The sequence below is a fragment of the Citrobacter sp. RHBSTW-00029 genome (genome assembly GCF_014104295.1).
In the GTDB taxonomy this organism is placed as follows: Bacteria; Pseudomonadota; Gammaproteobacteria; order Enterobacterales; family Enterobacteriaceae; genus Citrobacter; species Citrobacter youngae.
The window spans coordinates 3681410-3705549 of the sequence record NZ_JABXRT010000001.1; the positions used below are offsets into that span (position 1 = coordinate 3681410).

General features: G+C 52.5%; 20 protein-coding genes and 3 tRNA genes. 4 read left to right on the forward strand and 19 right to left on the reverse strand.

All coding sequences use genetic code 11. The annotated features are described in order from the left end of the window. Positions 1-53 precede the first annotated feature (53 nt). The 12 genes from nsrR to nnr form a co-directional block, all read right to left on the reverse strand. Positions 54-479, reverse strand: a complete 426-nt coding sequence (gene nsrR, locus HV041_RS17870; protein WP_005134424.1) for a nitric oxide-sensing transcriptional repressor NsrR — start codon at positions 477-479, stop codon at positions 54-56. A 216-nt stretch (positions 480-695) separates the two neighbouring features. Next, positions 696-1994 (reverse strand): adenylosuccinate synthase, encoded by a 1299-nt coding sequence (gene purA / locus HV041_RS17875; RefSeq protein WP_048212891.1) that lies wholly within the window; start codon positions 1992-1994, stop codon positions 696-698. A 102-nt stretch (positions 1995-2096) separates the two neighbouring features. After that, positions 2097-2294: a DUF2065 family protein gene (locus tag HV041_RS17880; RefSeq protein WP_005122170.1), complete on the reverse strand. Its 198-nt coding sequence runs from the start codon at positions 2292-2294 to the stop codon at positions 2097-2099. Between the two features lie 82 nt (positions 2295-2376). Next, positions 2377-3381 carry a protease modulator HflC gene (gene hflC / locus HV041_RS17885; protein WP_005122169.1) on the reverse strand — a complete coding sequence of 335 codons (1005 nt, stop codon included), beginning with the start codon at positions 3379-3381 and terminating at the stop codon, positions 2377-2379. Positions 3382-3383: 2 nt separating this feature from the next. Beyond that, the gene (gene hflK / locus HV041_RS17890) at positions 3384-4637 is read right to left on the reverse strand and encodes an FtsH protease activity modulator HflK (RefSeq protein ID WP_121585376.1); all 1254 of its coding nucleotides are present in this window, start codon (positions 4635-4637) and stop codon (positions 3384-3386) included. Between the two features lie 189 nt (positions 4638-4826). Further along, positions 4827-6107, reverse strand: coding sequence for a ribosome rescue GTPase HflX (hflX, locus tag HV041_RS17895; protein WP_003025589.1), 1281 nt, complete (start codon positions 6105-6107; stop codon positions 4827-4829). Between the two features lie 74 nt (positions 6108-6181). Then, complete coding sequence (gene hfq / locus HV041_RS17900; RefSeq protein ID WP_003025584.1) at positions 6182-6490, reverse strand: RNA chaperone Hfq; 309 nt, start codon at positions 6488-6490, stop codon at positions 6182-6184. Between the two features lie 210 nt (positions 6491-6700). Further along, entirely contained in the window at positions 6701-7651 is a 951-nt protein-coding gene (gene miaA, locus HV041_RS17905; RefSeq protein WP_121585375.1) for a tRNA (adenosine(37)-N6)-dimethylallyltransferase MiaA, read from the reverse strand. Then, complete coding sequence (gene mutL, locus HV041_RS17910) at positions 7644-9512, reverse strand: DNA mismatch repair endonuclease MutL (protein ID WP_121585374.1); 1869 nt, start codon at positions 9510-9512, stop codon at positions 7644-7646. Before mutL ends, miaA begins: the two co-directional genes overlap by 8 nt. 9 nt (positions 9513-9521) lie before the next feature. Then, positions 9522-10850 (reverse strand): N-acetylmuramoyl-L-alanine amidase AmiB, encoded by a 1329-nt coding sequence (gene amiB, locus HV041_RS17915; RefSeq protein WP_121585373.1) that lies wholly within the window; start codon positions 10848-10850, stop codon positions 9522-9524. 16 nt (positions 10851-10866) lie between these two features. Further along, positions 10867-11328 carry a tRNA (adenosine(37)-N6)-threonylcarbamoyltransferase complex ATPase subunit type 1 TsaE gene (gene tsaE, locus HV041_RS17920; protein WP_048212897.1) on the reverse strand — a complete coding sequence of 154 codons (462 nt, stop codon included), beginning with the start codon at positions 11326-11328 and terminating at the stop codon, positions 10867-10869. Beyond that, positions 11300-12847, reverse strand: coding sequence for a bifunctional ADP-dependent NAD(P)H-hydrate dehydratase/NAD(P)H-hydrate epimerase (gene nnr / locus HV041_RS17925; protein WP_121585372.1), 1548 nt, complete (start codon positions 12845-12847; stop codon positions 11300-11302). Before nnr ends, tsaE begins: the two co-directional genes overlap by 29 nt. Between nnr and queG the strand changes: the two genes are divergently transcribed. Continuing rightward, positions 12846-13985 (forward strand): tRNA epoxyqueuosine(34) reductase QueG, encoded by a 1140-nt coding sequence (queG, locus tag HV041_RS17930; protein ID WP_121585371.1) that lies wholly within the window; start codon positions 12846-12848, stop codon positions 13983-13985. The two genes, nnr and queG, sit on opposite strands and share 2 nt — an antisense overlap. Positions 13986-14254: 269 nt before the next feature. Here queG and HV041_RS17935 read toward each other — a convergent pair. The 4 genes from HV041_RS17935 to orn form a co-directional block, all read right to left on the reverse strand. After that, positions 14255-14330: transfer RNA gene (locus HV041_RS17935), tRNA-Gly, on the reverse strand. A 156-nt stretch (positions 14331-14486) separates the two neighbouring features. Beyond that, positions 14487-14562 (reverse strand) — tRNA-Gly (locus HV041_RS17940). Between the two features lie 37 nt (positions 14563-14599). Beyond that, positions 14600-14675: transfer RNA gene (locus tag HV041_RS17945), tRNA-Gly, on the reverse strand. 241 nt (positions 14676-14916) lie between these two features. Next, the gene (gene orn / locus HV041_RS17950) at positions 14917-15462 is read right to left on the reverse strand and encodes an oligoribonuclease (RefSeq protein ID WP_003839477.1); all 546 of its coding nucleotides are present in this window, start codon (positions 15460-15462) and stop codon (positions 14917-14919) included. 106 nt (positions 15463-15568) lie between these two features. On the opposite strand from orn, the gene rsgA reads away from it, so the two are divergent. The 3 genes from rsgA to mscM all read left to right on the forward strand — a co-directional run bounded on the left by rsgA (position 15569) and on the right by mscM (position 21014). Beyond that, positions 15569-16621, forward strand: coding sequence for a small ribosomal subunit biogenesis GTPase RsgA (rsgA, locus tag HV041_RS17955; RefSeq protein WP_168216518.1), 1053 nt, complete (start codon positions 15569-15571; stop codon positions 16619-16621). 92 nt (positions 16622-16713) lie between these two features. Continuing rightward, positions 16714-17682 (forward strand): archaetidylserine decarboxylase, encoded by a 969-nt coding sequence (asd, locus tag HV041_RS17960; RefSeq protein WP_116361263.1) that lies wholly within the window; start codon positions 16714-16716, stop codon positions 17680-17682. Positions 17683-17699: 17 nt separating this feature from the next. After that, the gene (gene mscM, locus HV041_RS17965) at positions 17700-21014 is read left to right on the forward strand and encodes a miniconductance mechanosensitive channel MscM (protein WP_121585369.1); all 3315 of its coding nucleotides are present in this window, start codon (positions 17700-17702) and stop codon (positions 21012-21014) included. A gap of 89 nt (positions 21015-21103) precedes the next feature. Here the strand turns inward: mscM and HV041_RS17970 are convergent, their stop codons facing one another. The 3 genes from HV041_RS17970 to yjeM all read right to left on the reverse strand — a co-directional run bounded on the left by HV041_RS17970 (position 21104) and on the right by yjeM (position 23993). Further along, a complete protein-coding gene (locus HV041_RS17970) occupies positions 21104-21418 on the reverse strand; it encodes a YjeO family protein (protein WP_003025555.1) in 315 nt (104 codons plus the stop codon). After that, positions 21419-22132, reverse strand: coding sequence for a hypothetical protein (locus HV041_RS17975; protein ID WP_182294252.1), 714 nt, complete (start codon positions 22130-22132; stop codon positions 21419-21421). Between the two features lie 358 nt (positions 22133-22490). Beyond that, positions 22491-23993 (reverse strand): glutamate/gamma-aminobutyrate family transporter YjeM, encoded by a 1503-nt coding sequence (gene yjeM, locus HV041_RS17980; protein ID WP_048212904.1) that lies wholly within the window; start codon positions 23991-23993, stop codon positions 22491-22493. Between the last annotated feature and the right edge of the window lie 147 nt (positions 23994-24140).

Genomic DNA, 24140 nt, shown 5'->3' on the forward strand with positions numbered 1-24140 from the left:
CCGGGAGTCGCTCAGTTGCCGCCGCGATGCGACGCGAAATACTTTGGACTTCATTACTCCACCAGCAATAATTTATAAAGCGGTTGATTTTCTTCAACCAAATCAGCAAGTGTGTAGTTGTCCAGTTCCGTGAGAAAACTTTGCACTGCCTTAGAAAGCGCCTGTTTGAGTCGACAGGCTGGGGTAATGTGGCAAAACTCGCTGCTACAATTGACCAACGATAGCGGTTCCAGCTCGCGAACCACATCACCAATACCAATAGCTTTAGCCGGTTTGCCCAGGCGGATACCGCCATTTTTTCCACGAATAGCAGTAACAAAGCCCGCCCGGCTAAGTTGATTGATTATTTTGACCATATGATTACGGGACACGCCGTAGACTTCTGTCACCTCAGAAATACTGGTCATACGTCCTTCGGGAAGTGACGCCATGTAGATTAGCGCACGTAATCCGTAATCGGTGAAACTTGTTAACTGCACATCAACCTCAGGAAAAGGGATAAAACGGATAAACCTGGTGGTATTAATTATATTGATGATAAACCAGCCACCAGCCAGGTCGCTAATTTATTTCAGTTCAGGAAGGAAAAAAGCGAGGAACTTACGTGATTTTAAGCCGAATGCTGCTGCAAAGCACTCCATCCGGCCTAAGATAGTGCAAGCGCAGCGCCATTCGACGCCACGCTATAACCAGAATTATGCGTCGAACGGGTCGCGCAGGATCATGGTTTCAGTACGGTCTGGGCCAGTTGAGATAATATCAATCGGCACACCGGTCAGTTCTTCAATACGCTTGATGTAGTTCAGTGCTGCCTGCGGCAGACCGCTACGGTCCTTCACGCCGAAGGTAGATTCAGACCAGCCCGGCATGGTTTCGTAAATCGGCTCAATACCTTTCCAGTCGTCAGCTGCCAGCGGAGTCGTCGTGACTTCACGACCATCCGGCATACGGTAAGCGACACAGATTTTCACCTCTTTCAAACCGTCCAGTACGTCCAGTTTGGTCAGGCAGAAGCCAGACAGGGAGTTAATCTGTACTGCGCGACGCACAGCAACGGAGTCCAGCCAACCGGTGCGACGACGACGACCGGTGGTCGCGCCATACTCGTTACCTTGTTTGCACAGGAACTCGCCAACGTCATCAAACAGCTCAGTCGGGAACGGACCCGCACCGACACGTGTAGAGTAAGCTTTGATGATACCCAGAACGTAGTCCACATAACGCGGACCCAGGCCGGAGCCGGTTGCCACGCCACCTGCGGTGGTGTTGGAAGACGTTACGTACGGATAGGTACCGTGGTCAATATCCAGCAGCGTACCCTGCGCACCTTCGAACATGACGAAATCGCCACGCTTACGCGCCTGGTCCAGCAGATCGGAAACATCAACAACCATAGATGTCAGGATGTCGGCAATTGCCATCACGTCATCCAGCACTTTCTGGTAGTCAACTGCTTCAACTTTATAGAAATTCACCAGCTGGAAGTTGTGATATTCCATCACTTCTTTCAGTTTTTCAGCGAAAGTTGCTTTATCAAACAGATCGCCAACGCGCAGACCGCGACGAGCCACTTTATCTTCATAAGCCGGGCCGATACCACGACCGGTGGTGCCGATCGCTTTCTCACCGCGCGCTTTCTCACGAGCGTTATCCAACGCAACATGATAATCAAGGATCAGCGGACACGCTTCAGACAGCAGCAGGCGCTCACGAACCGGGATACCACGATCTTCCAGCCCTTTCATCTCTTTCATCAGCGCAGACGGAGACAGTACAACACCGTTACCGATGATGCTGGTTACATTCTCGCGAAGAATACCTGATGGAATAAGATGGAGGACGGTTTTTTCACCGTTGATTACGAGAGTATGGCCTGCGTTGTGACCGCCCTGGTAGCGCACAACATATTTAGCCCGTTCAGTCAGAAGATCGACGATCTTCCCTTTACCTTCGTCACCCCATTGGGTGCCCAGTACGACGACGTTGTTACCCATTTTTCAAAATCACCGTTTGCTTAAAAATGGATTCTACCACCGCTTTTTCAGATATACAGCACTTTTTGCATCCAAAATCCTGCAAATTAGTCTACTTATTGTTCAGCCAATCGTTTTCCTCAACATGTAGTAGACCACTACGCCCGCAACCACAAGACCTCCACCAAAACGACGTAAAATATTTTCAGGAAGTTGTGCCATCGCCGAGATCATTTTCTTCCAGGCGCGGGGATACAGCATAGGGCCCAGGCCTTCCAGCACCAAAACCAGCGCGAGCGCCAGCAAAATTGTTGAATTCATCCGTCGTCCTTATATAAAAAGAAAACCACCGCATCCCTGGGGATGCCGGTGGTTTTGCTGGTCTAAAACCGCTGGAGCTATTTTAGCGTGTTGCGCTATTCGGCGTCTTCATGTAACGGAAGAAATCGCTGTCCGGGCTCATGACCATCACATCCTGGTTTCCTTCGAAACTCTTCTCGTAAGCGCGCAGGCTACGGATGAAGGCGTAGAAGTCAGGATCCTGGCTGAACGCATCGGCAAACAATTTAGCGGCTTCTGCATCACCTTCACCGCGCATGATGCGGCCCTGGCGCTCAGATTCTGCCAGCGTTTTAGTGACTTCATAGTCCGCTGTTGCACGCAGTTTTTCCGCTTCTTCCTGACCTTGTGAACGATGGCGACGCGCTACCGCTTCACGCTCAGCGCGCATACGGTTGTAAATAGCCTCGGATACTTCAGCTGGCAGGTTGATTTGCTTGATACGCACATCGACCACTTCGATACCCAGTGCCGCCATACTGTTCGGGTTGATGACCGGAACTTTACCGTTCGTTTCTGCCTGCACACGTTCAGCCGCTTCGGCTATCGCGCTATCCGCCGCCGGCGTCGCGACTTCATCTTCCGTGCCAGCAGAACCGGAGTTCAGCGCGTCACGGACTTCCAGGGTCAGACGACCGCGGGAATCGGTAACGATGTCTTTCACGTCCAGACGACCAATTTCAGAACGCAGACGGTCAGAGAACTTACGTTTCAACAGCACTTCTGCCTGAGAAACATCGCCACCGCCCGTTGCCAGGTAGTAGCGGCTAAAGTCACTGATACGCCACTTAATGTAGGAGTCAACGATCAGGTCTTTCTTCTCTTTGGTGACAAAGCGATCGGCCTGGTTGTCCATGGTCTGAATACGCGCATCGAGCATCTTCACGGATTCAATAAACGGAATCTTGAAGTGCAGGCCTGGTGCAACGACCAGCGGCTTGTTGTCATCGTCACGCAGAACTTTACCAAAGCGCAGTGTAATACCGCGCTCGCCTTCTTTGACCACAAAGACAGACATGAACAGAACTACCAGAACGATGATGATAATCGCAATAACTGACTTACGCATCGTTATTCCCCCTGACGCTGGTAGTCGTTACGCTGCGCGTTCGCGCGGCGTTGGTCCATAATATCGCCCTGACTGGTGGACAAGGTGTTGCTTGCCCCAGTGCTGGAAGACGTTACCGGTGGCAGACGCAGCAGATTTGAACTGCTGTCGCTCTTCGCTGCTGGCGCATTACCACCTTTCAGCATCTGATCCAACGGCAGAACCATCAGATTGCTGCCCTTATCGTTAACCAGTACTTTACGGGTATGGCTCAGCACTTTTTCCATGGTTTCGATATACAGACGCTCGCGAGTAATCTGCGGTGCGGCTTTATATTCCGGCAGAATTTTTGCGAAACGAGCCACTTCACCCTGTGCTTCCAGGATGGTCTGGGTCTTATACGCACGCGCTTCTTCCAGAATACGCTGCGCCTGACCGTTTGCACGTGGCTGAACTTCGTTGGTATACGCTTCTGCTTCACGGATGTACTGCTGCTCGTTTTCACGCGCTGCGATAGCATCATCAAACGCCGCTTTTACCTCTTCCGGTGGACGTGCAGCCTGGAAGTTGACGTCCAGCAGGGTGATACCCATGTTGTATGGACGAATGGTTTCTTCCAGTTCACGCTGGGTATCGCTACGAATAACGGTACGCCCTTCAGTCAGGATACGATCCATGGTGTATTTACCGATGACCCCACGCAGGGCGCTGTCGGTTGCCTGACGCAGACTGTCATCCGCGCTGGTTACGCTAAACAGGTAACGCTGCGGATCGGTCACACGGTACTGCACGTTCATTTCAACGCGCACGACGTTTTCGTCTGATGTCAGCATCACGCCGGATGCGGCGAGTTCACGCACAGCTTCCACGTTAACCGGGGTCACTTCGTCGATAAAGGTCGGTTTCCAGTTCAGACCCGGCTCAACCAGATGGCTGAATTTACCGAAGCGTGTCACCACGCCACGTTCCGCTTCTTTAATGGTGTAGAAACCGCTGGCCGCCCAGATAATGACGATAGCTGCCGCTGCAATAGTAAAGACTCGGCCGCCCAGTTGCGGACGCGGGCCTTGTGATGAACTACCACCACCAGAACCCGTACCTTTACCGCCACCCAAACCACCGAGTTTTTTACTCAGTTTGCGGAAGATATCATCCAGATCGGGAGGTCCCTGATCGCGACCACCTTTGTTTCCATTTCCCTCTGGGTTGCCGCCAGGTTTGCTGCTTCCCCAGGGGTCGCGGTCTTGTCCGTTATTACCGGGCTGATTCCACGCCATGTTTGTGCTCCATATTTGTTATGCGATGCTATACCTGCGTTTTTTGCGCTGCAGATGCGTTGGCTACATCTTTCAACCCCAGTCACATAGTTGACTATGCACCTGGAGATTTCAGGACTTGCCGCCTTTCTGCCGCATAAAATCCACGAGGAATAGAGGCGAAAAAATCTTCAGGCCATATCCGTCAGGTCAGACAACATAGTCTTCCAGTGCCGGTTCTTGTTTACAGAGGCGACGCCAGTCTACGATCGGCATACGAACCTGCAGACCTACGCTGCCGTCCTCCTCCATCCACTCTTTCTCTATTGCCTGAAGTTGGTAAAACCGGCTTCTCAGTCGCCCTTCCTGCGGCGGCAAACGCAACGTATGTTGCGCAACCTCACCGGAAAGTCGCTCTGTCAAAGCCTGAAAAAGCTGTGGTATACCTATTCCCGTTTGCGCTGAAACCCAAACGCGAATGGGTTTATTCTCTTCATCTCTGTCGATACGCGGTTCAAAATCATCCAGCATATCGATTTTATTCATCACCAACAGAGTCGGGATCTCATGCGCATCGATCTCTTCGAGCACCGTATCGACGGCCTCGATGTTTTCCTGTACACGAAAATCTGCTGCATCAATGACGTGCAGCAGCAATGTCGCCTGACGAGTTTCCTGCAGGGTGGCTTTAAACGCCGCCACCAGGTCGTGCGGTAAATGACGGATAAACCCTACGGTATCCGCCAGCACGGTTTCACCGACATCCGCTACGTCTATTCGACGCAGCGTCGGATCCAGGGTCGCAAACAGCTGGTCCGCTGCGTAGACCCGGGCTTCTGTTATCTGGTTGAACAGGGTGGATTTTCCGGCGTTGGTATATCCCACCAGTGATACGGTTGGGACATCCGCTTTCTTGCGCGACTGCCGCCCCTGCTCACGTTGCTTTTCAACTTTTTCCAGGCGCGACTGTATTTGCAAAATGCGATTACGCAGCAAACGACGGTCAGTTTCGAGCTGGGTTTCACCCGGACCACGCAAACCAATCCCGCCCTTTTGCCTTTCAAGGTGAGTCCAGCCACGGACCAGGCGTGTAGCCATATGGCGCAACTGCGCCAGCTCAACCTGCAACTTACCCTCATGGGTGCGCGCACGCTGGGCAAAAATATCTAAAATAAGACCAGTCCTGTCGATAACAAGACACTGGCACAACTGTTCCAGGTTACGTTCCTGGGCGGGGCTTAGAGCATGATCAAAAATCACCACCGCAGCGCCAGTCGCTTTTACGGCTTCGGCAATTTCGATTGCCTTACCTTCACCAACAAAATACTTCGGGTGCGGTGCTTTACGGCTCCCGGTAATCACCTGCATTGCTTCGACACCGGCGGAAGAAACCAGAGATTCAAACTCCTGGAGGTCTTCCATATCTTTGTCTTGCGAAAAATAGATGTGTACCAGTACCGCCTGCTCACCGGCATCATAACGGTCAAACAAGCGTCAACCCCTTAATATATATCAACGGGGAACGCAGGATCGCTGGCTCCCCGTGTGTAAAACAGCTAACAACCTTATTCGGTTTCTTCGCTGTCCTGTTGCGCAGATGAACCTTGCGCGTTGCTACCGTGATGGTAGTTGCTGCCAGTGCCGCCGGTGGCATTATTGCTGTGATGAGAAACCGGGCGAGACGGGACAACAGTAGAAATCGCGTGCTTATAAACCATCTGGCTGACCGTGTTTTTCAACAGGATCACGAACTGATCAAAAGACTCGATTTGACCTTGCAGCTTAATACCATTCACCAAATAAATAGAAACTGGAACACGTTCCCGACGCAGTGCGTTCAGGAACGGATCTTGTAAAGATTGCCCCTTAGCCATTCTCTCTTTTCCTTATATGCTTATTTGTACTTAATACGCTTCATCCTTCAGGTTGCCTCTACGTTAGCGACGTTCGTTCCCCCCTGTCACTTACTTGAGCAAGCTCCTGGGGATTCACTCTCTTGCTGCCTTGATGCAACTTGAATGACTTTGCGTATTGAACCTTATGGTTCTGAAAAATTGCGCACGATACGTTTCAATTGTACACATTCAGTTCGCGATAGCACCAACAACCTGTAATACTTCGTTTCGCGCCTGGTCAGGCTTTTCACTGTCAAGCCAGTGCACCCCTTCCCAACCACGCAACCAGGTTATCTGCCGCTTCGCTAACTGCCTCGTGGCGCAAACACCTCTATAAACCATTTCATCGTATGAAATTTCGCCTTCAATGTATGACCACATCTGGCGATACCCGACACAACGAATGGAAGGCAAATCCGTATGCAAATCTCCTCGGGCAAAAAGCGCCCGGACTTCTGCTTCAAAACCTGAAGCTAACATCTGATGAAAACGCTGCTCAATTCGCTGATGGAGCAATTCACGGCTCGCCGGAGCGATCGCAAACTGGTGCACCTCATACGGCAAAGCATCTCCTGACGTTTGCGTCAGCTCCGTTAAAGTTTTACCCGAAATGAAAAAAACTTCCAGTGCCCGGGAAAGTCTTTGCGGATCATTTGGATGAATCCGCGCTGCAGCTACCGGGTCAATCTCCTGAAGCTGTCGGTGTAACGCGTCCCATCCAAGCTCTGCCGCCTGCTGCTCGATTCTGGCCCTGACCCCCGGGTCCGCCGACGGTAACGGTGACAACCCTTCAAGCAAGGCTTTGAAATATAACATAGTGCCACCCACTAACAGTGGGATACGCCCCGCTGCAGTGATATCGGCCATCTCGGCTAGCGCATCGCGACGAAAATCCGCAGCAGAATACGCTTGCGCCGGATCACGAATATCCAGCAATCGGTGTGGTGCGGCCTTCAATTCATTAGCATCAGGCTTCGCGGTGCCGATATCCATCCCCTTGTAAATAAGGGCGGAATCAACGCTTATCAACTCTACGGGCAAAACTTTACGCAATTCAATTGCTAATGCTGTTTTACCGGAGGCCGTTGGCCCCATCAAGAAAATCGCCTTTGGCAGGCTCGCCTTACAGGTATCACTCATGTTTCAGGGCGTTCATTACCGAATGTAAATCAACAGGTTGTAACAGACCACCCGGCGGTGCCTTCACGAGTTGTGGGCATAGCCGCTCAACATCCGCCAACAGAGTAATCGCCTGGGCCATACTCCACTGCGGATGCTCGCTCATCAGGTTACGTGCAATCCACTGCGCAATGTTGCCCGCTTCGAATACGGTTTGCTGCGCCAGGTAGCCTATCAGTTCAGGAATCAAGATTTGTAAATTTTGTTGGCGTAAGGGTAAAGGCACCGCCCGGATGGTCACATGCTGCGCATCCAGCTGAAATTCAATCCCCAAATCGGCCAGTTGGCTCTGCCCTTTTTGCAACGCTGCTTTTTCGTCAGCGGTGACTTTTAGACGTAACGGGATCAGCAATGGCTGAGCGCAAACAGGGGCCTGGCCGGGCGTAAGCTGCGCCTGCCGCAACCACCGTTCCGCAACAGGTAACGCCAGCAGCCGAATCTGGCTATCGCTTTCCAGTAATGCACAGTCGGTCCCTACGATAGTCAGCACCCTTCCAAACCCTTGACTGTTACCGGTAAGAGGTGCTGCCGGCGTTTCAGTGACCGGTGGTTTGTGCATTGGAGCCGGTGTCTGCAGCAGGCGCTGATAAATTTCGCCCTGCTGCTTTTGATATCCAGGCTGGGCATGCGGCCAGCTCGCTGCCTGACGGCCTGCGCCACTACTGCTGCTTCCAGCGCCAGTGGAAGCAGAGTAACGCGGTGTCGCTGGTTCGCGCGCGGGAGTCGGTTCGGCAAAATGGTTACGTCCGGCGGCGACACGGTTTTCCGGGATGTGCCTTGGGGCAGGCTCATTGTCGTCAGCCAACGGCAGCGATGTTTCAAGCTGCTGTTGCAGGACGCTCAACACGCCCTGGTAAATAAAATCGTGCACCAGGCGGGATTGATGAAAACGGACCTCATGTTTGGCAGGATGTACGTTAACATCCACCTGATGCGGGTCGATTTCCAGATACAGCACAAAAGCGGGTTGTTGATCGGCTCCCAGCTTATCTTCACAGGCCTGGCGGATAGCATGGTTGATCAGCCGGTCGCGCATCATCCGGCCATTCACATAGCAGTACTGGATTTCCGCCAGCGCTGCCGTTATGTGGTTCGGATCGGCCACCCAGCCGCGCAGGGTTAAATCGCCATGCTGCCATTCAATCGCCAGCGCATGTTCCAGAAACGGCGTGCCGCAAATCGCGCCCAGTCGACGCTCTTTTTGTCCATCCGCCGCTACGGCACGATACTGGCGCACCATTTTGCCGTTGTGTGACAAATTAATTGTCACATCGAAACGCGCCAACGCAATGCGGCGAATAATTTCGTCGATGTGGTTAAATTCGGTTTTCTCGGTGCGCATAAACTTGCGTCGGGCTGGCGTGTTGTAAAACAGATCCAGCACTTCCAGCGTAGTACCCACCGGATGCGCGGCAGGTTTAACCGTCACATCCATGTCGCGCCCTTCAGCATAGGCTTGCCAGGCCTCAGGCTGCTCTTGTGTCCGCGACGTCAGGGTTAAACGAGAGACTGAGCTAATGCTGGCCAGCGCTTCGCCGCGAAATCCGAGGCTCACGATGGCCTCGAGATCGTCAAGCGAGGCAATTTTACTGGTGGCATGACGCGCCAGCGCCAACGCCAGCTCGTCTTTTTTAATCCCGCAGCCGTTGTCACGAATACGGATAAGCTTCGCACCACCGCGCTCTATATCAATATCAATGCGCGTCGCACCAGCATCAATGCTGTTTTCCACTAGCTCTTTCACCACTGACGCAGGCCGTTCTACCACCTCGCCTGCGGCAATCTGGTTCGCCAGCTGTAGCGGTAGAACCTGAATCGGCATGGCTAATCCTTAATTTGTTAACGTGTTACCAGGCGATACCGCACTGGCGGTTTGCGCCTGTGCGCCCTGCGGCCCGGTTTGCATCGGGTGCGCCTGGAAATAGTTACGCAATCCTTTGTAAATCGCCTCGGCCAGCTGCTGCTGATAATCATCACTCGCCAACAGACGCTCTTCGCTGTTGTTACTGATAAAGCCGGTCTCAACCAGCACTGACGGGATATCAGGCGAACGTAATACCCCCAGACTGGCGTGTTCAGGACGACGCTTATGCATCGAGCCAATACGTTCTAACTGGCCGATCATGCTGGTCGCCACATCATACCCGACACGTTGCGAATGGCCGAACTGCAGGTCCAGCACGGCCTGGCTGAGATAAGGATCGGACTGGCTGTTTGCCAGCACATCGCCCGCGCCGCCCAACAGCTCTGATTGCTTCTCGTGCTGTTCCAGCCAGCCGGCCATCTCACTGTTCGCCCGACGGTTCGACAGCACCCAAACGGAAGCGCCGGTGGCATCCCGGTTTGGCGCGGCATCCGCATGAATAGAGACCAGGAAATTGGCGTTTTGTTTACGCGCGACGTCTGAACGCCCCATCACCGAGATAAAATAATCGCCATCACGGGTGAGTACGCCTTTAAACATCGGGTCATCATTGAGCAAGCTGCGCAGTTTGCGCGCCACGGCAATCGTGACGTTTTTCTCACGCGTGCCGCCAGGGCCAATCGCCCCCGGATCCTGCCCGCCGTGTCCGGCATCAATGGCAATAACCACTTTATCGCCGTTACCGGTGCTGGCGCGCGCCGCAGGTCGTGTGGAGGTATTACTGTTAGTAACGATCGTCGTGCGATCATTTTCCGCTTTAAACGGGTTACGCGCAGGCTCGGCAGGACGAGGGGCGACAACCGGCGCTTCAACACGCTTCGCCACCACTGGCGGTGGTGGCGGCGGCGGCGCATCCGCTTTGATGGTAAACACAACGGTATAATTGCCACCGTTCTGACGTTTAACGGCTTCGGCTTTGCCGTTCTCGGTTAAATCCACCACCAGGCGCAGAGACTGCGCATCTTTTGGCGTGCCGGAACGGATAGATTTCACCAGATTATTGCCGCTAAACAGCAGCGGTAATCCCTGAATGACACCGGTTTGTTTAATATCCAACGAGACGGTGCGTTTCCCGTCCTGAGTCACGGCGTATTCAGGATCGCCAATAAAGCTCAGCGTAATCCGCGCCTGTTGATCGCCATTGGAAACCTGAAGATCGGAGAGGCTGGCGGCCCCTGCCTGCGCGCACAGCAGGACCAGGGTTGCCATCAGCCAGTTTCTGATGCGATAAATCATCCCGCCACCCTTAAGGTTAATCGGCTAAACGCGCCAGCAATAATTCACCCGATGAGGAGACAGCACTTACGCGCGCCTCACGACCTTGCGCCTGATATTCAATGTGTATTTCGACGTCCGGGTCTGGTAGTACACCTTTACCTTGTTGCGGCCATTCCACCAGGCAGATGGCATCATTGGCAAAATAATCGCGGATCCCCATAAATTCCAGCTCCTCCGGGTCCGCAAGTCGGTACAGATCGAAGTGATATACCATCAAATTATCGAGCGCATAGGGTTCAACCAGCGTGTAGGTGGGGCTTTTTACATTACCTTTGTGGCCTAACGCCTGCAGGAATCCCCGGCTGAAAGTGGTTTTACCCGCCCCCAGGTCGCCGTACAAATAAATTACCGTCGCGCCGTCACAGGCTTTAGCTACCCGCAGTCCCAGGTCTAAAGTCGCCTGTTCATCAGGTAGTGGAATTACTCGATTCATCATGATAAACGTCAATCACATCAGGGTTAACAATACGCTGTAGCGTGGTAAAGAGATCTGTCGCCAGCATGCCACGCGTACCAAAACGCGCCGCCAGCACATCCGCTGCCGCACCATGCGCAACACATCCCGCACAGGCTGCATCATACGGGGTAAGCTTCTGTCCGAGCAATGCGCCAATAATACCGGAAAGCACATCACCCATTCCGCCGCTGGCCATCCCGGCATTGCCGGTATCAATAATACCCAGCTCAGCCTGTTCAGCAGCAACAACCGTACCCGCGCCTTTCAGCACAACCACGCCTCCGTACCGTTTTACCAGACGTTGCACACAAAGTAAGCGATCGTCTTCAATTTCTGCAATGGAACAGCCCAGCAGCCGCGCGGCTTCACCAGGATGCGGCGTGATCACGCGATTGTGACGTTTATCGGGATTGATTGCCAGCAGGTTCAGCGCATCCGCATCCCAGAGCATCGGTTTGCGAAAATTCTCTACTTTTTGCAACGCTTTTTTGCCCCACTCCTGCTGACCAAGCCCTGGTCCTATCACTACAACATCCGCCCATGCCAGACACTCTTCCAGAGTCTGCGGCGTCAGCGCATCGACCATCAGTTCTGGTCTGGCAGTCAGAACAGGCGCAATGTTTTCACTGCGCGTCAGCACTTTGACCAGCCCGGCTCCTGCGCGCAGCGCCGCTTCACCGGCCATGCGTATTGCGCCTGCCGTGCCGTGGTCGCCGCCGATAATCACCAGCCGACCGTGGGAGCCTTTGTGTGAGGTGGGACGACGCGGCGTTAGCCAGTGCGCAAGCTGTTGAGCATCAAAACGTTGCAGCGGCGCGTTCTGCCCCGCCAGCCAGTCGTCCAGCCCGAGTGCGTTAACATGCAGACGCCCGGTGACATCGCGTGCTTTACCGGTGAGCAGACCTGGCTTGAGCGCAATAAAGGTAACGGTGTGCGCAGCGTTGATGACAGCCCCCGGCGTCGCCCCTGTCTGCGCCAGTAGGCCGGATGGAATGTCGATTGCGATTGTAGGGGCTGGGTGGCTATTGGCACGTTCGATCAACGCCGGGAGAGGTTCACGCGGCGCGTTTTTTAAGCCAGTACCTGACAGCGCATCAATAATGACGTCCACGCTGTCTGGCCAGTTAATATCCGCAGCATGAATCACGCCACCGGCGTTAAGCCAGGCGTCGTGCGCCTGCCGCGCTTCCTCGGGGAGCGGTTTATCACTCTCGAGCGCCAGCAACGTGACTTCAAGCCCCAGCGCTTTGGCAAGCCTTGCCACCACGTAACCATCACCGCCGTTGTTGCCATGACCGCAGAGCACCAGCCAGTGTTGGGCATTCGGATAGGCCTCGCGGGTGACCTGAAACGCCGCCTCTCCCGCCCGTTGCATCAGCTCATACAACGTCAGCCCTAAACTGTCTGCCGCCTCTCGCTCCATCCGCCTGATGTCATCGGCGTGCCAGATGGAGTGTGGTATACTTGCGGGGTTTTTCTTCATTGTATGGTCCGTCATGTCAGAGCCCCTCGATCTCAATCAGTTAGCGCAAAATATTAAGCAGTGGGGGCTGGAGCTTGGCTTTCAGCAGGTCGGTATTGCCGATACCGACCTCAGCGAAGCGGAGCCCAAACTGCAGGCCTGGCTGGATAAACAATACCACGGCGAGATGGACTGGATGGCCCGTCACGGCATGATGCGCGCCCGACCTCACGAATTATTACCCGGTACGCTACGCGTCATCAGCGTACGTATGAACTATCTGCCTGCTAATGCCGCCTTTGCCAGCACGTTGAAAAACCCCTCACTCGGTTACGTCAGCCGTTACGCGCTTGGGCGCGACTACCATAAGCTACTGCGTAACCGCTTAAAAAAGCTGGGGGAGAGGATTCAACAGCACTGCGTTTCGCTGAATTTTAGACCTTTTGTCGATTCCGCGCCCATTCTTGAGCGTCCTTTGGCGGAAAAAGCCGGACTTGGCTGGACAGGTAAGCACTCACTAATCCTCAATCGCGAAGCCGGTTCATTTTTCTTCCTCGGGGAATTACTGATCGATTTACCCTTGCCGGTCGACCAACCAGCAGAAGAAGGCTGCGGGAAATGCGTCGCCTGCATGACAATCTGTCCCACCGGGGCCATCGTTGAACCCTACACCGTAGATGCGCGCCGCTGCATCTCTTATCTCACTATCGAACTGGAAGGCCCGATCCCGGAAGAATTTCGTCCCTTGATGGGCAATAGAATTTACGGCTGCGATGATTGCCAGCTCATTTGCCCGTGGAACCGCTATTCACAGTTGACGACAGAGGATGACTTCAACCCGCGCAAGCAGCTTCATGCTCCAGAGTTAATAGCGCTGTTTAGCTGGAGCGAAGCGTGGTTTTTAAAAGTCACGGAAGGTTCTGCCATTCGCCGTATTGGCCACCTGCGCTGGCTGCGAAATATCGCCGTTGCGTTGGGTAATGCCCCATGGGATGACGCGGTTATTCACGCTCTGGAAAGTCGCAGAGGTGAGCACCCACTTCTCGACGAACACATAGACTGGGCGGTTGCTCAGCAAATTGAGAAGCGAAATGCCTGCGTAGTTGAGGTGCAGTTACCGAAGAAACAACGTTTGGTCAGGGTCATTGAAAAGGGTCTGCCGCGCGACGCGTAAGTCATCCACAGCTTGTGTATAAAAATAAAAACACATTGAGATTCAAGAGGGAAAAAATCGTCAAGTGATCGCATTAACAATTTGAAATGATAATTAGTTCAATAATTTCAAATAGTTAAAATGATACTATTCACCCAGCGAAGTTTTTTGTATTCCAGGAATAATACCCGAGCCTGTGGATAAGTCTGTTTACAAAAGTATGTCGATGACGAAACAAAACGTCCCCAACGCGATTATTCGTTGTGGATATTTTTATTGGGGTAAGAATTTGGAGCGGGAAACGAGACTCGAACTCGCGACCCCGACCTTGGCAAGGTCGTGCTCTACCAACTGAGCTATTCCCGCATAATCTTCGTCTTTCGAACCGCTATTGCGTTGGCTGCCTTCATTCACCTGAGTCACTTACTTCAGTAAGTTCCTAAGGACTCATTCAGTTGCCGCCTTGTCGCAATTCGAAATCCTGCGATTGGTGGTCTGTGCTTTATAAGCACTTTCAAATTTTGGAGCGGGAAACGAGACTCGAACTCGCGACCCCGACCTTGGCAAGGTCGTGCTCTACCAACTGAGCTATTCCCGCTTGGGTGTGTCTTTGCTTTACAAGCATTTTCAAATTTTGGAGCGGGAAACGAGACTCGAACTCGCGACCCCGACCTTGGCAAGGTCGTGCTCTACCAACTGAGCTATTCCCGCAAATCTGTACTGCTTTTGTTGCTGCCGTAACGCGTAATTCTCTGTCGTTACGGGAGGCGCATTATACGAGAAATCCGTTTAGCTGCAACCCCCCGAAAAGCGATTTTCTCATTTTTCTGTTTAAGTGCTGAATTTATCGGCAAGTCGTCTAATTTAGCGACAATTCTGCCTCAGTGCAAGCTCACAGGAACGATATTCGTAAGCCGGGTAAGGCGTAGCCGCCACCCGGCAATCCACAAAATCAAAGCTTAATGAAATGTTCGCGATAGTAAGCAAGCTCGGCAACCGATTCACGAATATCGTCCATCGCCTGATGCGTACCCTGCTTGGTGAAGCCAGCCAGGATTTCCGGCTTCCAACGACGCGCCAGTTCTTTGAGCGTACTGACGTCCAGATAGCGATAATGGAAATATGCCTCCAGCTCCGGCATGTATTTAAACAGGAAACGGCGATCCTGGCCGATGCTGTTGCCACAGATAGGTGATTTCCCTTCCGGAACCCACTCTTTTAAAAAGGCCAGCGTCGCCAGTTCGGCTTCACGATCGCCCATGGTGCTCGCTTTTACGCGTTCCACCAGCCCACTTCCGGTATGCGTACGTACGTTCCAGTCATCCATTAACGCCAGTTGCTCATCAGACTGATGCACCGCAATTGTCGGTCCTTCAGCCAGGATATTCAGGTTGGCATCAGTCACTAGCGTAGCGATCTCAATAATGCGATCGCGCTCGGGATCCAGACCTGTCATCTCCAGATCGATCCAAATCAGGTTGTTTTCATTGGCACTCATGCTATTTTCCACCCTTCAGACGTCACATTCAGTGTGACTATATTCATCTAAAATTGCGTGTATCATAAATGTTTTGCCCATCATGGGCGACCAGGAGCCAGTCCGATTGAGTAAGAATAAACTCTCCAAAGGCCAACAGCGCCGCGTGAACGCCAATCACCAGCGTCGTCTTAAAACGTCCGCGGAGAAGCCCGACTACGACGACAACCTGTTTGGCGAGACCGCTGAAGGCATCGTTATCAGCCGTTTTGGCATGCATGCCGACGTAGAGTCTGCTGGCGGGAAAATTCACCGTTGCAACATCCGCCGTACCATTCGTTCGCTGGTTACCGGCGATCGTGTAGTCTGGCGTCCGGGTAAAGCGGCAGCAGAGGGCGTGAATGTTAAAGGGATCGTTGAGGCGGTACATGAGCGTATCTCAGTACTCACTCGCCCGGACTTTTACGACGGGGTGAAACCCATTGCGGCCAACATCGATCAAATCGTAATTGTCTCAGCCATCTTACCTGAGCTGTCACTGAATATTATCGACCGCTATCTGGTGGCTTGCGAAACCTTGCACGTAGAGCCCATCATCGTACTCAACAAAATTGATCTGCTGGACGACGAAGGTATGGCCTTCGTTAACGAGCAGATGGATATTTATCGCCACATTGGTTATCGCGTGTTGATGGTCTCAAGCCGCACTAAAGACGGCCTGAAACCGCTTGAAAAAGCGTTAACCGATCGCATCAGCATTTTCGCCGGTCAGTCGGGCGTAGGTAAATCCAGCCTGCTCAATAATCTTCTCGGCCTGCAGGAAGAGATCCTGACCAATGATGTCTCCGACAACTCTGGTCTTGGGCAGCACACCACAACAGCTTCTCGCCTGTACCACTTCCCTCACGGCGGCGATGTCATCGACTCCCCCGGTGTACGTGAGTTTGGGCTGTGGCATCTTGAACCGGAACAAATCACTGATGGCTTTGTCGAATTTCATGACTATTTAGGTCATTGCAAGTACCGCGACTGTAAACATGATGCAGATCCGGGCTGTGCAATTCGTGAAGCTGTCGAGGAAGGGAAAATTGCTGAGGTTCGGTTTGAAAATTATCACCGCATCCTGGAAAGCATGGCGCAGGTAAAAACGCGTAAAAACTTTTCTGATACAGACGACTGACAACTAAGCTAAGCATCGCTAGAATCGTCCCCCTTTTTTCAGGATCCGGCCCATATGCCGGATCGGGAACAAATTATGGCCTGGAGGCTACCTTGTTAAACTCATTTAAGCTTTCGCTACAATACATTCTGCCGAAACTATGGCTCACTCGCCTGGCGGGTTGGGGTGCGAGCAAACGAGCGGGATGGCTGACTAAACTGGTTATCGATCTGTTCGTGAAATACTACAAGGTCGATATGAAAGAGGCGCAAAAGCCGGACACTGCCAGCTATCGCACCTTTAACGACTTCTTTGTTCGCCCGCTGCGCGACGATGCTCGCCCGATTAATACCGATCCAAACGTACTGGTCATGCCCGCTGACGGCGTGATCAACCAGTTAGGCAACATCGAAGAAGACAAATTGCTGCAGGCTAAAGGGCATAGCTATACCCTTGAAGCGCTGCTGGCTGGCAACTACCAGATGGCTGACAAATTCCGCAACGGTACGTTTGTGACCACTTACTTATCTCCACGCGATTACCACCGTGTACACATGCCGTGTAACGGTATCCTGCGTGAAATGATGTATGTGCCGGGCGATCTCTTCTCTGTGAACATCCTGACCGCGCAGAACGTGCCGAACCTGTTTGCCCGCAACGAACGTGTTATTTGCCTGTTTGATACCGAATTCGGCCCGATGGTGCAGATTCTGGTCGGCGCGACCATCGTCGGCAGCATTGAAACCGTATGGGCTGGCACCATTACCCCACCGCGTGAAGGCGTCATCAAACGCTGGACATGGCCGGAAGGCGAAAGCGAAGGGTCGGTGGCGCTGCTGAAAGGTCAGGAAATGGGCCGCTTTAAGCTCGGTTCTACCGTCATCAACCTGTTCGCACCTGGCAAAGTTAACCTGGTTGAGCAGTTGCAGGATCTTTCCGTGACCAAAATCGGCCAGCCGATGGCCATCTCTACCGAGACCTTCGTGACGCCAGAGGCAGAACCCGCGCCATTGCCGAAAGAAGAGATCGAAGCAGAACACGACGCCAGCCCGCTGGTTGACGACAAAAAAGACGAAAGTTAAACATAGGAATCGCTGCTGTGCGCCTGATTATCACTTTTCTGATGGCCTGGTGCCTCAGCCTGGGGGCGTACGCTGCGACGGCCCCCGATGCCAAACAACTCACCCAGGAACTGGAGCAGGCAAAGGCGGCAAAACCCGCTCAGCCAGAAACCGTCGAGGCGCTCCAGTCCGCGCTGAATGCTCTCGAAGAGCGGAAAGGCTCCCTTGAGCGTGCTGAACAATATCAGCAGGTTATCGATAACTTCCCCAAGCTGTCCGCAACATTACGCGCGCAGCTAAACAACCTGCGCGACGAACCGCGTAGCGTACCGACCGGCCTCACGACGGATGCATTAAACCAGGAGATCCTTCAGGTCAGCAGTCAGTTACTGGATAAAAGCCGCCAGGCTCAACAGGAGCAGGATCGCGCCCGGGAAATCGCCGACTCGTTAAGCCAGCTTCCTCAGCAACAAACCGATGCTCGCCGCCAGTTAAATGATATTGAGCGACGCCTGGGTACAGCTAACAGTAACTCAGCGCTCAATCAGGCGATGCAGGCGGAATCCGCCAAACTCAAAGCCCAGGTCGATGAACTGGAGCTGGCGCAGCTTTCCGCAAACAACCGCCAGGAACTGGCGCGAATGCGCTCCGAACTGGCAGAAAAGCAGAGCCAACAACTCGACGCTTATCTGCAAGCATTACGCAACCAACTCAACAGCCAGCGCCAGCGTGAAGCCGAACGTGCGCTGGAGAGCACGGAACTGTTGGCAGAAAACAGCGCGGGACTGCCGGAAGGCATCATTGACCAGTTTAAAGTTAACCGCGAACTGTCTCAGGCCTTAAACCAGCAGGCGCAGCGTATGGACCTGGTTGCCTCGCAACAGCGTCAGGCCGCCAGCCAAACGTTACAGGTGCGCCAGGCATTGAATACGCTGCGAGAGCAGTCCCAGTGGCTGGGGGTCTCAAATATGCTGGGAGAAGCGCTGCGCGCGCAGGTATCCCGTTTACCGGAAATGCCCAAGCCCCAGCAGTTGGATACCGAAATGGCGCAGCTACGCGTACACCGTATGCGCTATGAGGATCTCCTCAATAAACAGCCGCAATTGCGTCAGATTCATCAGGCCGATGGACAACCGCTAACGGCTGAACAGAGCAGCATTCTCAACGCCCAGCTACGCACTCAGCGTGAACTACTGAACTCTCTGCTACAGGGTGGCGATACGCTGATCCTCGAGCTCACTAAGCTAAAAGTCTCCAATAGCCAACTGGAAGACGCCCTGAAGGAGGTCAACGAGGCGACGCACCGTTATCTGTTCTGGACATCAGACGTCAGCCCCATCTCGCTCTCCTGGCCCGTCGACATTGTTCAGGACCTGCGCCGTCTGATCTCACTCGATACATTTAATCAGCTTGGCAAAGCCACTATCATGATGCTGACCAGCAAGGAAACACTGCTACCACTGTTCGGTGCACTGGTGCTGGTTGGGTTTAGCCTTTCTTCACGTAAACACTTTACCCGCTTTCTGGAACGCTCGTCAGCGCGTGTTGGTAAAGTAACCCAGGATCACTTCTGGCTGACGATACGCACGGTATTCTGGTCGATACTCGTCGCCTCACCGCTGCCAGTGCTATGGGCAACGCTCGGTTACGGGTTGCAGGAAGCCTGGCCTTACCCGCTGGCTGTTGCTATCGGCGATGGCGTTACCGCCACGGTGCCTATGCTATGGGCGGTAATGATTTGCGCCACCTTCGCGCGCCCCAACGGGTTGTTCATCGCCCACTTTGGCTGGCCGCGTAACCGTGTCGCGAAGGCCATGCACTATTACCTGATGAGTATCGGGCTGATTGTCCCGCTGATCATGGCGGTGATTATGTTTGATAACCTCAATGACCGGGAATTCTCCGCCTCACTGGGACGTCTGTGCTTTATCCTGATTTGCGGAGCGCTGGCGATCGTAACCCTGAGCCTGAAACGCGCCGGCATACCACTGTATCTCGACAAAGAAGGCAATGGCGACAACATGGTCAACAGCATGCTGTGGAATATGCTGATGGGTGCACCACTGATTGCTATTCTCGCGGCAGCTGTGGGCTACCTGGCAACATCACAAGCCCTGCTGGCGCGCCTGGAGACTTCGGTAGCAATTTGGTTCTTGTTACTGGTGGTCTATCACGTCATCCGCCGTTGGATGCTTATCCAGCGTCGCCGTCTGGCATTCGATCGTGCCAAGCATCGACGCGCCGAAATGCTGGCGCAACGCGCGCGCGGTGAGGAAGAGCCGCCGCATTCCACCAGCCTTGAAGGCACAATTGATGTTGATGAAAGCGAAGTGGATCTGGATGCTATCAGCGCGCAATCGCTGCGTCTGGTGCGTTCTATCCTGATGCTTATCGCCCTGCTCTCGGTCATTGTGCTGTGGTCAGAAATTCATTCCGCTTTCGGCTTTCTGGAAAACATCTCGTTATGGGATGTCACCTCCACGGTGCAGGGCGTGGAAAGCCTTGAGCCGATCACGCTGGGCGCGGTGCTTATCGCAATTCTGGTGTTTATCATCACCACCCAATTAGTACGCAACCTGCCCGCGTTGCTGGAACTGGCGCTGCTGCAACATCTGGATTTAACCCCCGGCACCGGTTACGCCATCACCACCATCACCAAGTACCTGCTGATGCTGATTGGCGGTCTGGTTGGCTTCTCGATGATCGGTATTGAGTGGTCCAAACTGCAATGGCTGGTGGCCGCTCTCGGTGTCGGTCTGGGCTTTGGTTTGCAGGAGATCTTCGCCAACTTTATTTCCGGCCTGATTATCCTGTTTGAAAAACCAATCCGCATTGGCGACACGGTAACCATTCGCGATCTCACCGGTAGCGTGACGAAAATTAATACCCGCGCCACGACCATCAGCGACTGGGATCGCAAAGAGATCATCGTGCCCAACAAAGCGTTCATCACCGAACAGTTTATCAACTGGTCACTATCTGACTCGGTCACCCGCGTAGTGTTAACCATCCCGGCGCCGTCGGAGGCTAACAGCGAGGAGGTGACGCAGATTCTGCTGACTGCCGCACACCGCTGTTCACTGGTTATCGATAACCCGGCGCCAGAAGTGTTTCTGGTTGACTTGCAGCAGGGGATCCAAATCTTTGAGCTGCGTATCTATGCCGCAGAGATGGGACACCGTATGCCGCTGCGCCATGAGATCCACCAGCTGATTCTGGCAGGGTTCCGCGAGCACGGTATCGATATGCCGTTCCCACCATTCCAGATGCGTCTGGAGAGTCTGGGGGGTAAGCAAACAGGGAGAACGTTAAGTTCTGCGGGCAGAGGCAGTCGCCCGGCGGGAAGTTTGTAATACCTGAGTAGCCCGGACGAGGGGCGCTAGCACCGACGCCGGGGAAATCCCGGCGTCACTACGTTAGGCCGGGCTACCAGACTATTGGATTACAGGCAGAACTGGTATCGCAGGAAGAAGCGCCATAGCCAAAAGCAAACCAATACCGTCACCGTCAGTAACTGCCAGAAACTACGCTGCTTCCTGTATGCAATGACATAGATATAGGGAATAAAAAGCGGGAGCGTGAAGATAATACCAGCATCACGGATATCATCACTTTCAACATAGGTCATCAGGTCACAAATATTATTAACCCCCAGCCCATCGATAAACCACTCTTTATCCTGGGTAGAGAAAATAATAATCAGAACGAAACTTACTGTTCCCCAGATAACATTCAGCGATATGGCTTTCGAATTCATTCATCCTCCTCGCATAATTTCCATTATTGCTGTCTTTTTCTCAATAATTCGCCGCCCATACTCACTGTATTCACGCTGTTTAGTACCAACCGGAGCAGAAATAGAATCAGTAATGCTTTGAATTTCTCGTTGGGTACCACGATTATATCTTGAGCCAATAATAATAATTTGCTCATCGGTAAGATGAGCAGTATCTTTCCCAGGGTAACTTAACATAATAAGATCGCGCAAATGAAACGCGACAACCCGAATATTAAAGCGATTATCCAGCAGACAATTCGATAGCTGAAACTGCTCAAAAGAGATCAACTTATCGGGCCTGATGCCCATCGTGCTAGCGGCCACACCCAGCTGTATTGCGATAGAACCAACTGAAGTAGCATTAGATAAGGCCTTATCCTCCCTTCGCGAGATAGTTTCCAGAATTTGTCTGACTTGTAATACACCCACTGACTTAAATCTTTCTGGCGTCCCCCCCACCTCTGCTGCAGCGACACCAGCCAACAACAATAGAGGGATTTGGGCTTCCTCAGCCGATTTTTTTAGCATATTTCTATGATAAACTAACCATGCTGTTTTATATATCCATAAATGTGCAGTCCCTGTATCAAAACGCCAATTTGTTGGAAGAGTTTTCCAACGAAGAAAATCCACACCATTCCAATGTGGAAAACCATAGCTGTCGACCTTACAGAAAATAACCGAATCACGCATGTCACTGTCCTTAGCTTAAAAGATAAGTAAACCACTGGATACTACATCAAGCGAGAAACAGAAACATAAAATATCAAAAACATTTAAAGCAATTGATTAAAGATATAATTCACAGTAAATAGCATTTATCTAAAAAATAATTACAACACTAATCTATCGTCCATAAATACCATATTATTTATGGACGATGTGTATGAGTAATAACGTCGCTAACACTCGCACCGGGAAATCCCGGCGTCACTGCGTTAGGCCGGGCTACAGTGTGGGTCTTGTAGGCCTGATAAGCGTAGCGCCATCAGGCAATTCGATACTGATTGCCGGATGGCGGCATTGCCTTATCCGGCCTACACGGCCCAATTTACTCTGTCACCAGAACCGGCTGACGGTCAACGCGGCGGCTGTAGTTCTGATAAATCGCCATCGCCAGCAGCGAGAAGAAGATCGGGCCGCCGGTCATCCACAAGGCACTGTTCCAGTCCCCGGCTTCAATTACCGGCTGGATGATGGTGAACACGTTGGCAAACGTCACCACCAGAACGACCACACCCGTTGCCAGCAGCGTCGCCGCTCGGGTTTTAAAGACCACAAACGGTCTTTCCAGACCCGGACGGGCTTTAAAGAACGGAAACGCCAGTGCCAGGAACAGATACGGCAGCGTCATGGAGACGTTCGCCATCAGCGTCAGTTTGTTATAGAACGCTGACGCCGTATCGCCACCAAATGAAACCAACAGGATAAACAGGCTCACCAGCAGGCACTGTAACCACATTGCCGTCGTCGGCATCCCTACGGCATTCAGTTTGGTCATCGGCGCGGGCCACAACGCCTTCGGCGTACCCTGAATAATCGCTTTCAACGGCGAGTAGCTAAGGGTAAAAAAAGCACCGGTATAGGCAAGGAACATCGAAAGCCCGGTAATACGTGCAAACCATACACCCATCACCATCGCGGTCTCAGGGGAAAGATGCAGCGCATTACCCAACGTCATCCCGAGGCTCTTCATCAGGATATAAGTAATATTGCCGAGGTTGACCGAGCTATTGCTTAATACCTGCTGCCAGTTGGTGCTAACGCCCCATAAAAAGATGGCCAGCGAATAACCCACAGAAATGACAATAGCGGCAAAAACAATGCCTTTAGCAAAGTTCTTTTCTGGTTTTTCTGTTTTATCAACCAGTCCCCCTACAGCTTCAATTCCGCCATAAGCAAAAATGGCAAACACAACAAATGACAACATTGCCAGCCCGGACTGATATCCGGGATTAGGTGAGGAGATGAAATTAATATCCTGTGCAAAGTGGCCACCAGTTAATAACAAAATAGCGACACTCACTAACAACAGAACTAAATTAAGACACATTACGGCAATTCCGCCTACTGCCGTAATACGCGCAATCTTATTAATACCCCGGGATGCCACACAGGTCACCAGAATCATCCAGCCAACAGCGAGCAGTCCGACGACTTGCGTAGGCTCAAGCCCCACGATACGCCAGTGCTGGGTCATGTCTGCGCCAAATAAGAAGGTTGAAAAAGGTACCCAGACTTTCGCGGCAGTACTGACCATCCAGATAACATAGGAGGAGAACCACATAAAGGTGCCGATAAAGGCATAGCGAGGTCCAACGCTATTATTCATCCACGAATAGATTCCACCCTCTTCTTTCCGATAGGCAGAACCCATTTCCGCCATCATTAAAGCAAATGGAATAAAGAATAATAATGCAGAAAATACATACCATGGAATAGCACTGTATCCCATTAAATAGAAAGCCGAAGGGCTATTGGCAAATCCAAAAACTGACGTAAATATCATAAGGATGAGACCTGGCAGGCTCATCTTCTTTATTGTTTGGGTCATTCAACTATCCCTTACTCTGGCAAGCGTTTCGCAAACGCCGCTCACCGATTGGCACCGCTCTCTTTGCAGAGTTCAGCAATTAAAAATCAACACAGAATTGATACCTAAACGATATCAGATATCCAGATATAAATTGTGGCCATTAGA

Coding starts and splice junctions, on each gene's coding strand:
- purA (WP_048212891.1), bottom strand. CDS start 1,994: ATGGGTAACAACGTCGTCGTACTGGGCACCCAATGGGGTGACGAAGGT.
- HV041_RS17880 (WP_005122170.1), bottom strand. CDS start 2,294: ATGAATTCAACAATTTTGCTGGCGCTCGCGCTGGTTTTGGTGCTGGAA.
- hflC (WP_005122169.1), bottom strand. CDS start 3,381: ATGCGTAAGTCAGTTATTGCGATTATCATCATCGTTCTGGTAGTTCTG.
- hflK (WP_121585376.1), bottom strand. CDS start 4,637: ATGGCGTGGAATCAGCCCGGTAATAACGGACAAGACCGCGACCCCTGG.
- hfq (WP_003025584.1), bottom strand. CDS start 6,490: ATGGCTAAGGGGCAATCTTTACAAGATCCGTTCCTGAACGCACTGCGT.
- miaA (WP_121585375.1), bottom strand. CDS start 7,651: ATGAGTGATACCTGTAAGGCGAGCCTGCCAAAGGCGATTTTCTTGATG.
- mutL (WP_121585374.1), bottom strand. CDS start 9,512: ATGCCGATTCAGGTTCTACCGCTACAGCTGGCGAACCAGATTGCCGCA.
- amiB (WP_121585373.1), bottom strand. CDS start 10,850: ATGATTTATCGCATCAGAAACTGGCTGATGGCAACCCTGGTCCTGCTG.
- tsaE (WP_048212897.1), bottom strand. CDS start 11,328: ATGATGAATCGAGTAATTCCACTACCTGATGAACAGGCGACTTTAGAC.
- queG (WP_121585371.1), top strand. CDS start 12,846: ATGTCAGAGCCCCTCGATCTCAATCAGTTAGCGCAAAATATTAAGCAG.
- nnr (WP_121585372.1), bottom strand. CDS start 12,847: ATGACGGACCATACAATGAAGAAAAACCCCGCAAGTATACCACACTCC.
- orn (WP_003839477.1), bottom strand. CDS start 15,462: ATGAGTGCCAATGAAAACAACCTGATTTGGATCGATCTGGAGATGACA.
- HV041_RS17970 (WP_003025555.1), bottom strand. CDS start 21,418: ATGAATTCGAAAGCCATATCGCTGAATGTTATCTGGGGAACAGTAAGT.
- HV041_RS17975 (WP_182294252.1), bottom strand. CDS start 22,132: ATGCGTGATTCGGTTATTTTCTGTAAGGTCGACAGCTATGGTTTTCCA.
- yjeM (WP_048212904.1), bottom strand. CDS start 23,993: ATGACCCAAACAATAAAGAAGATGAGCCTGCCAGGTCTCATCCTTATG.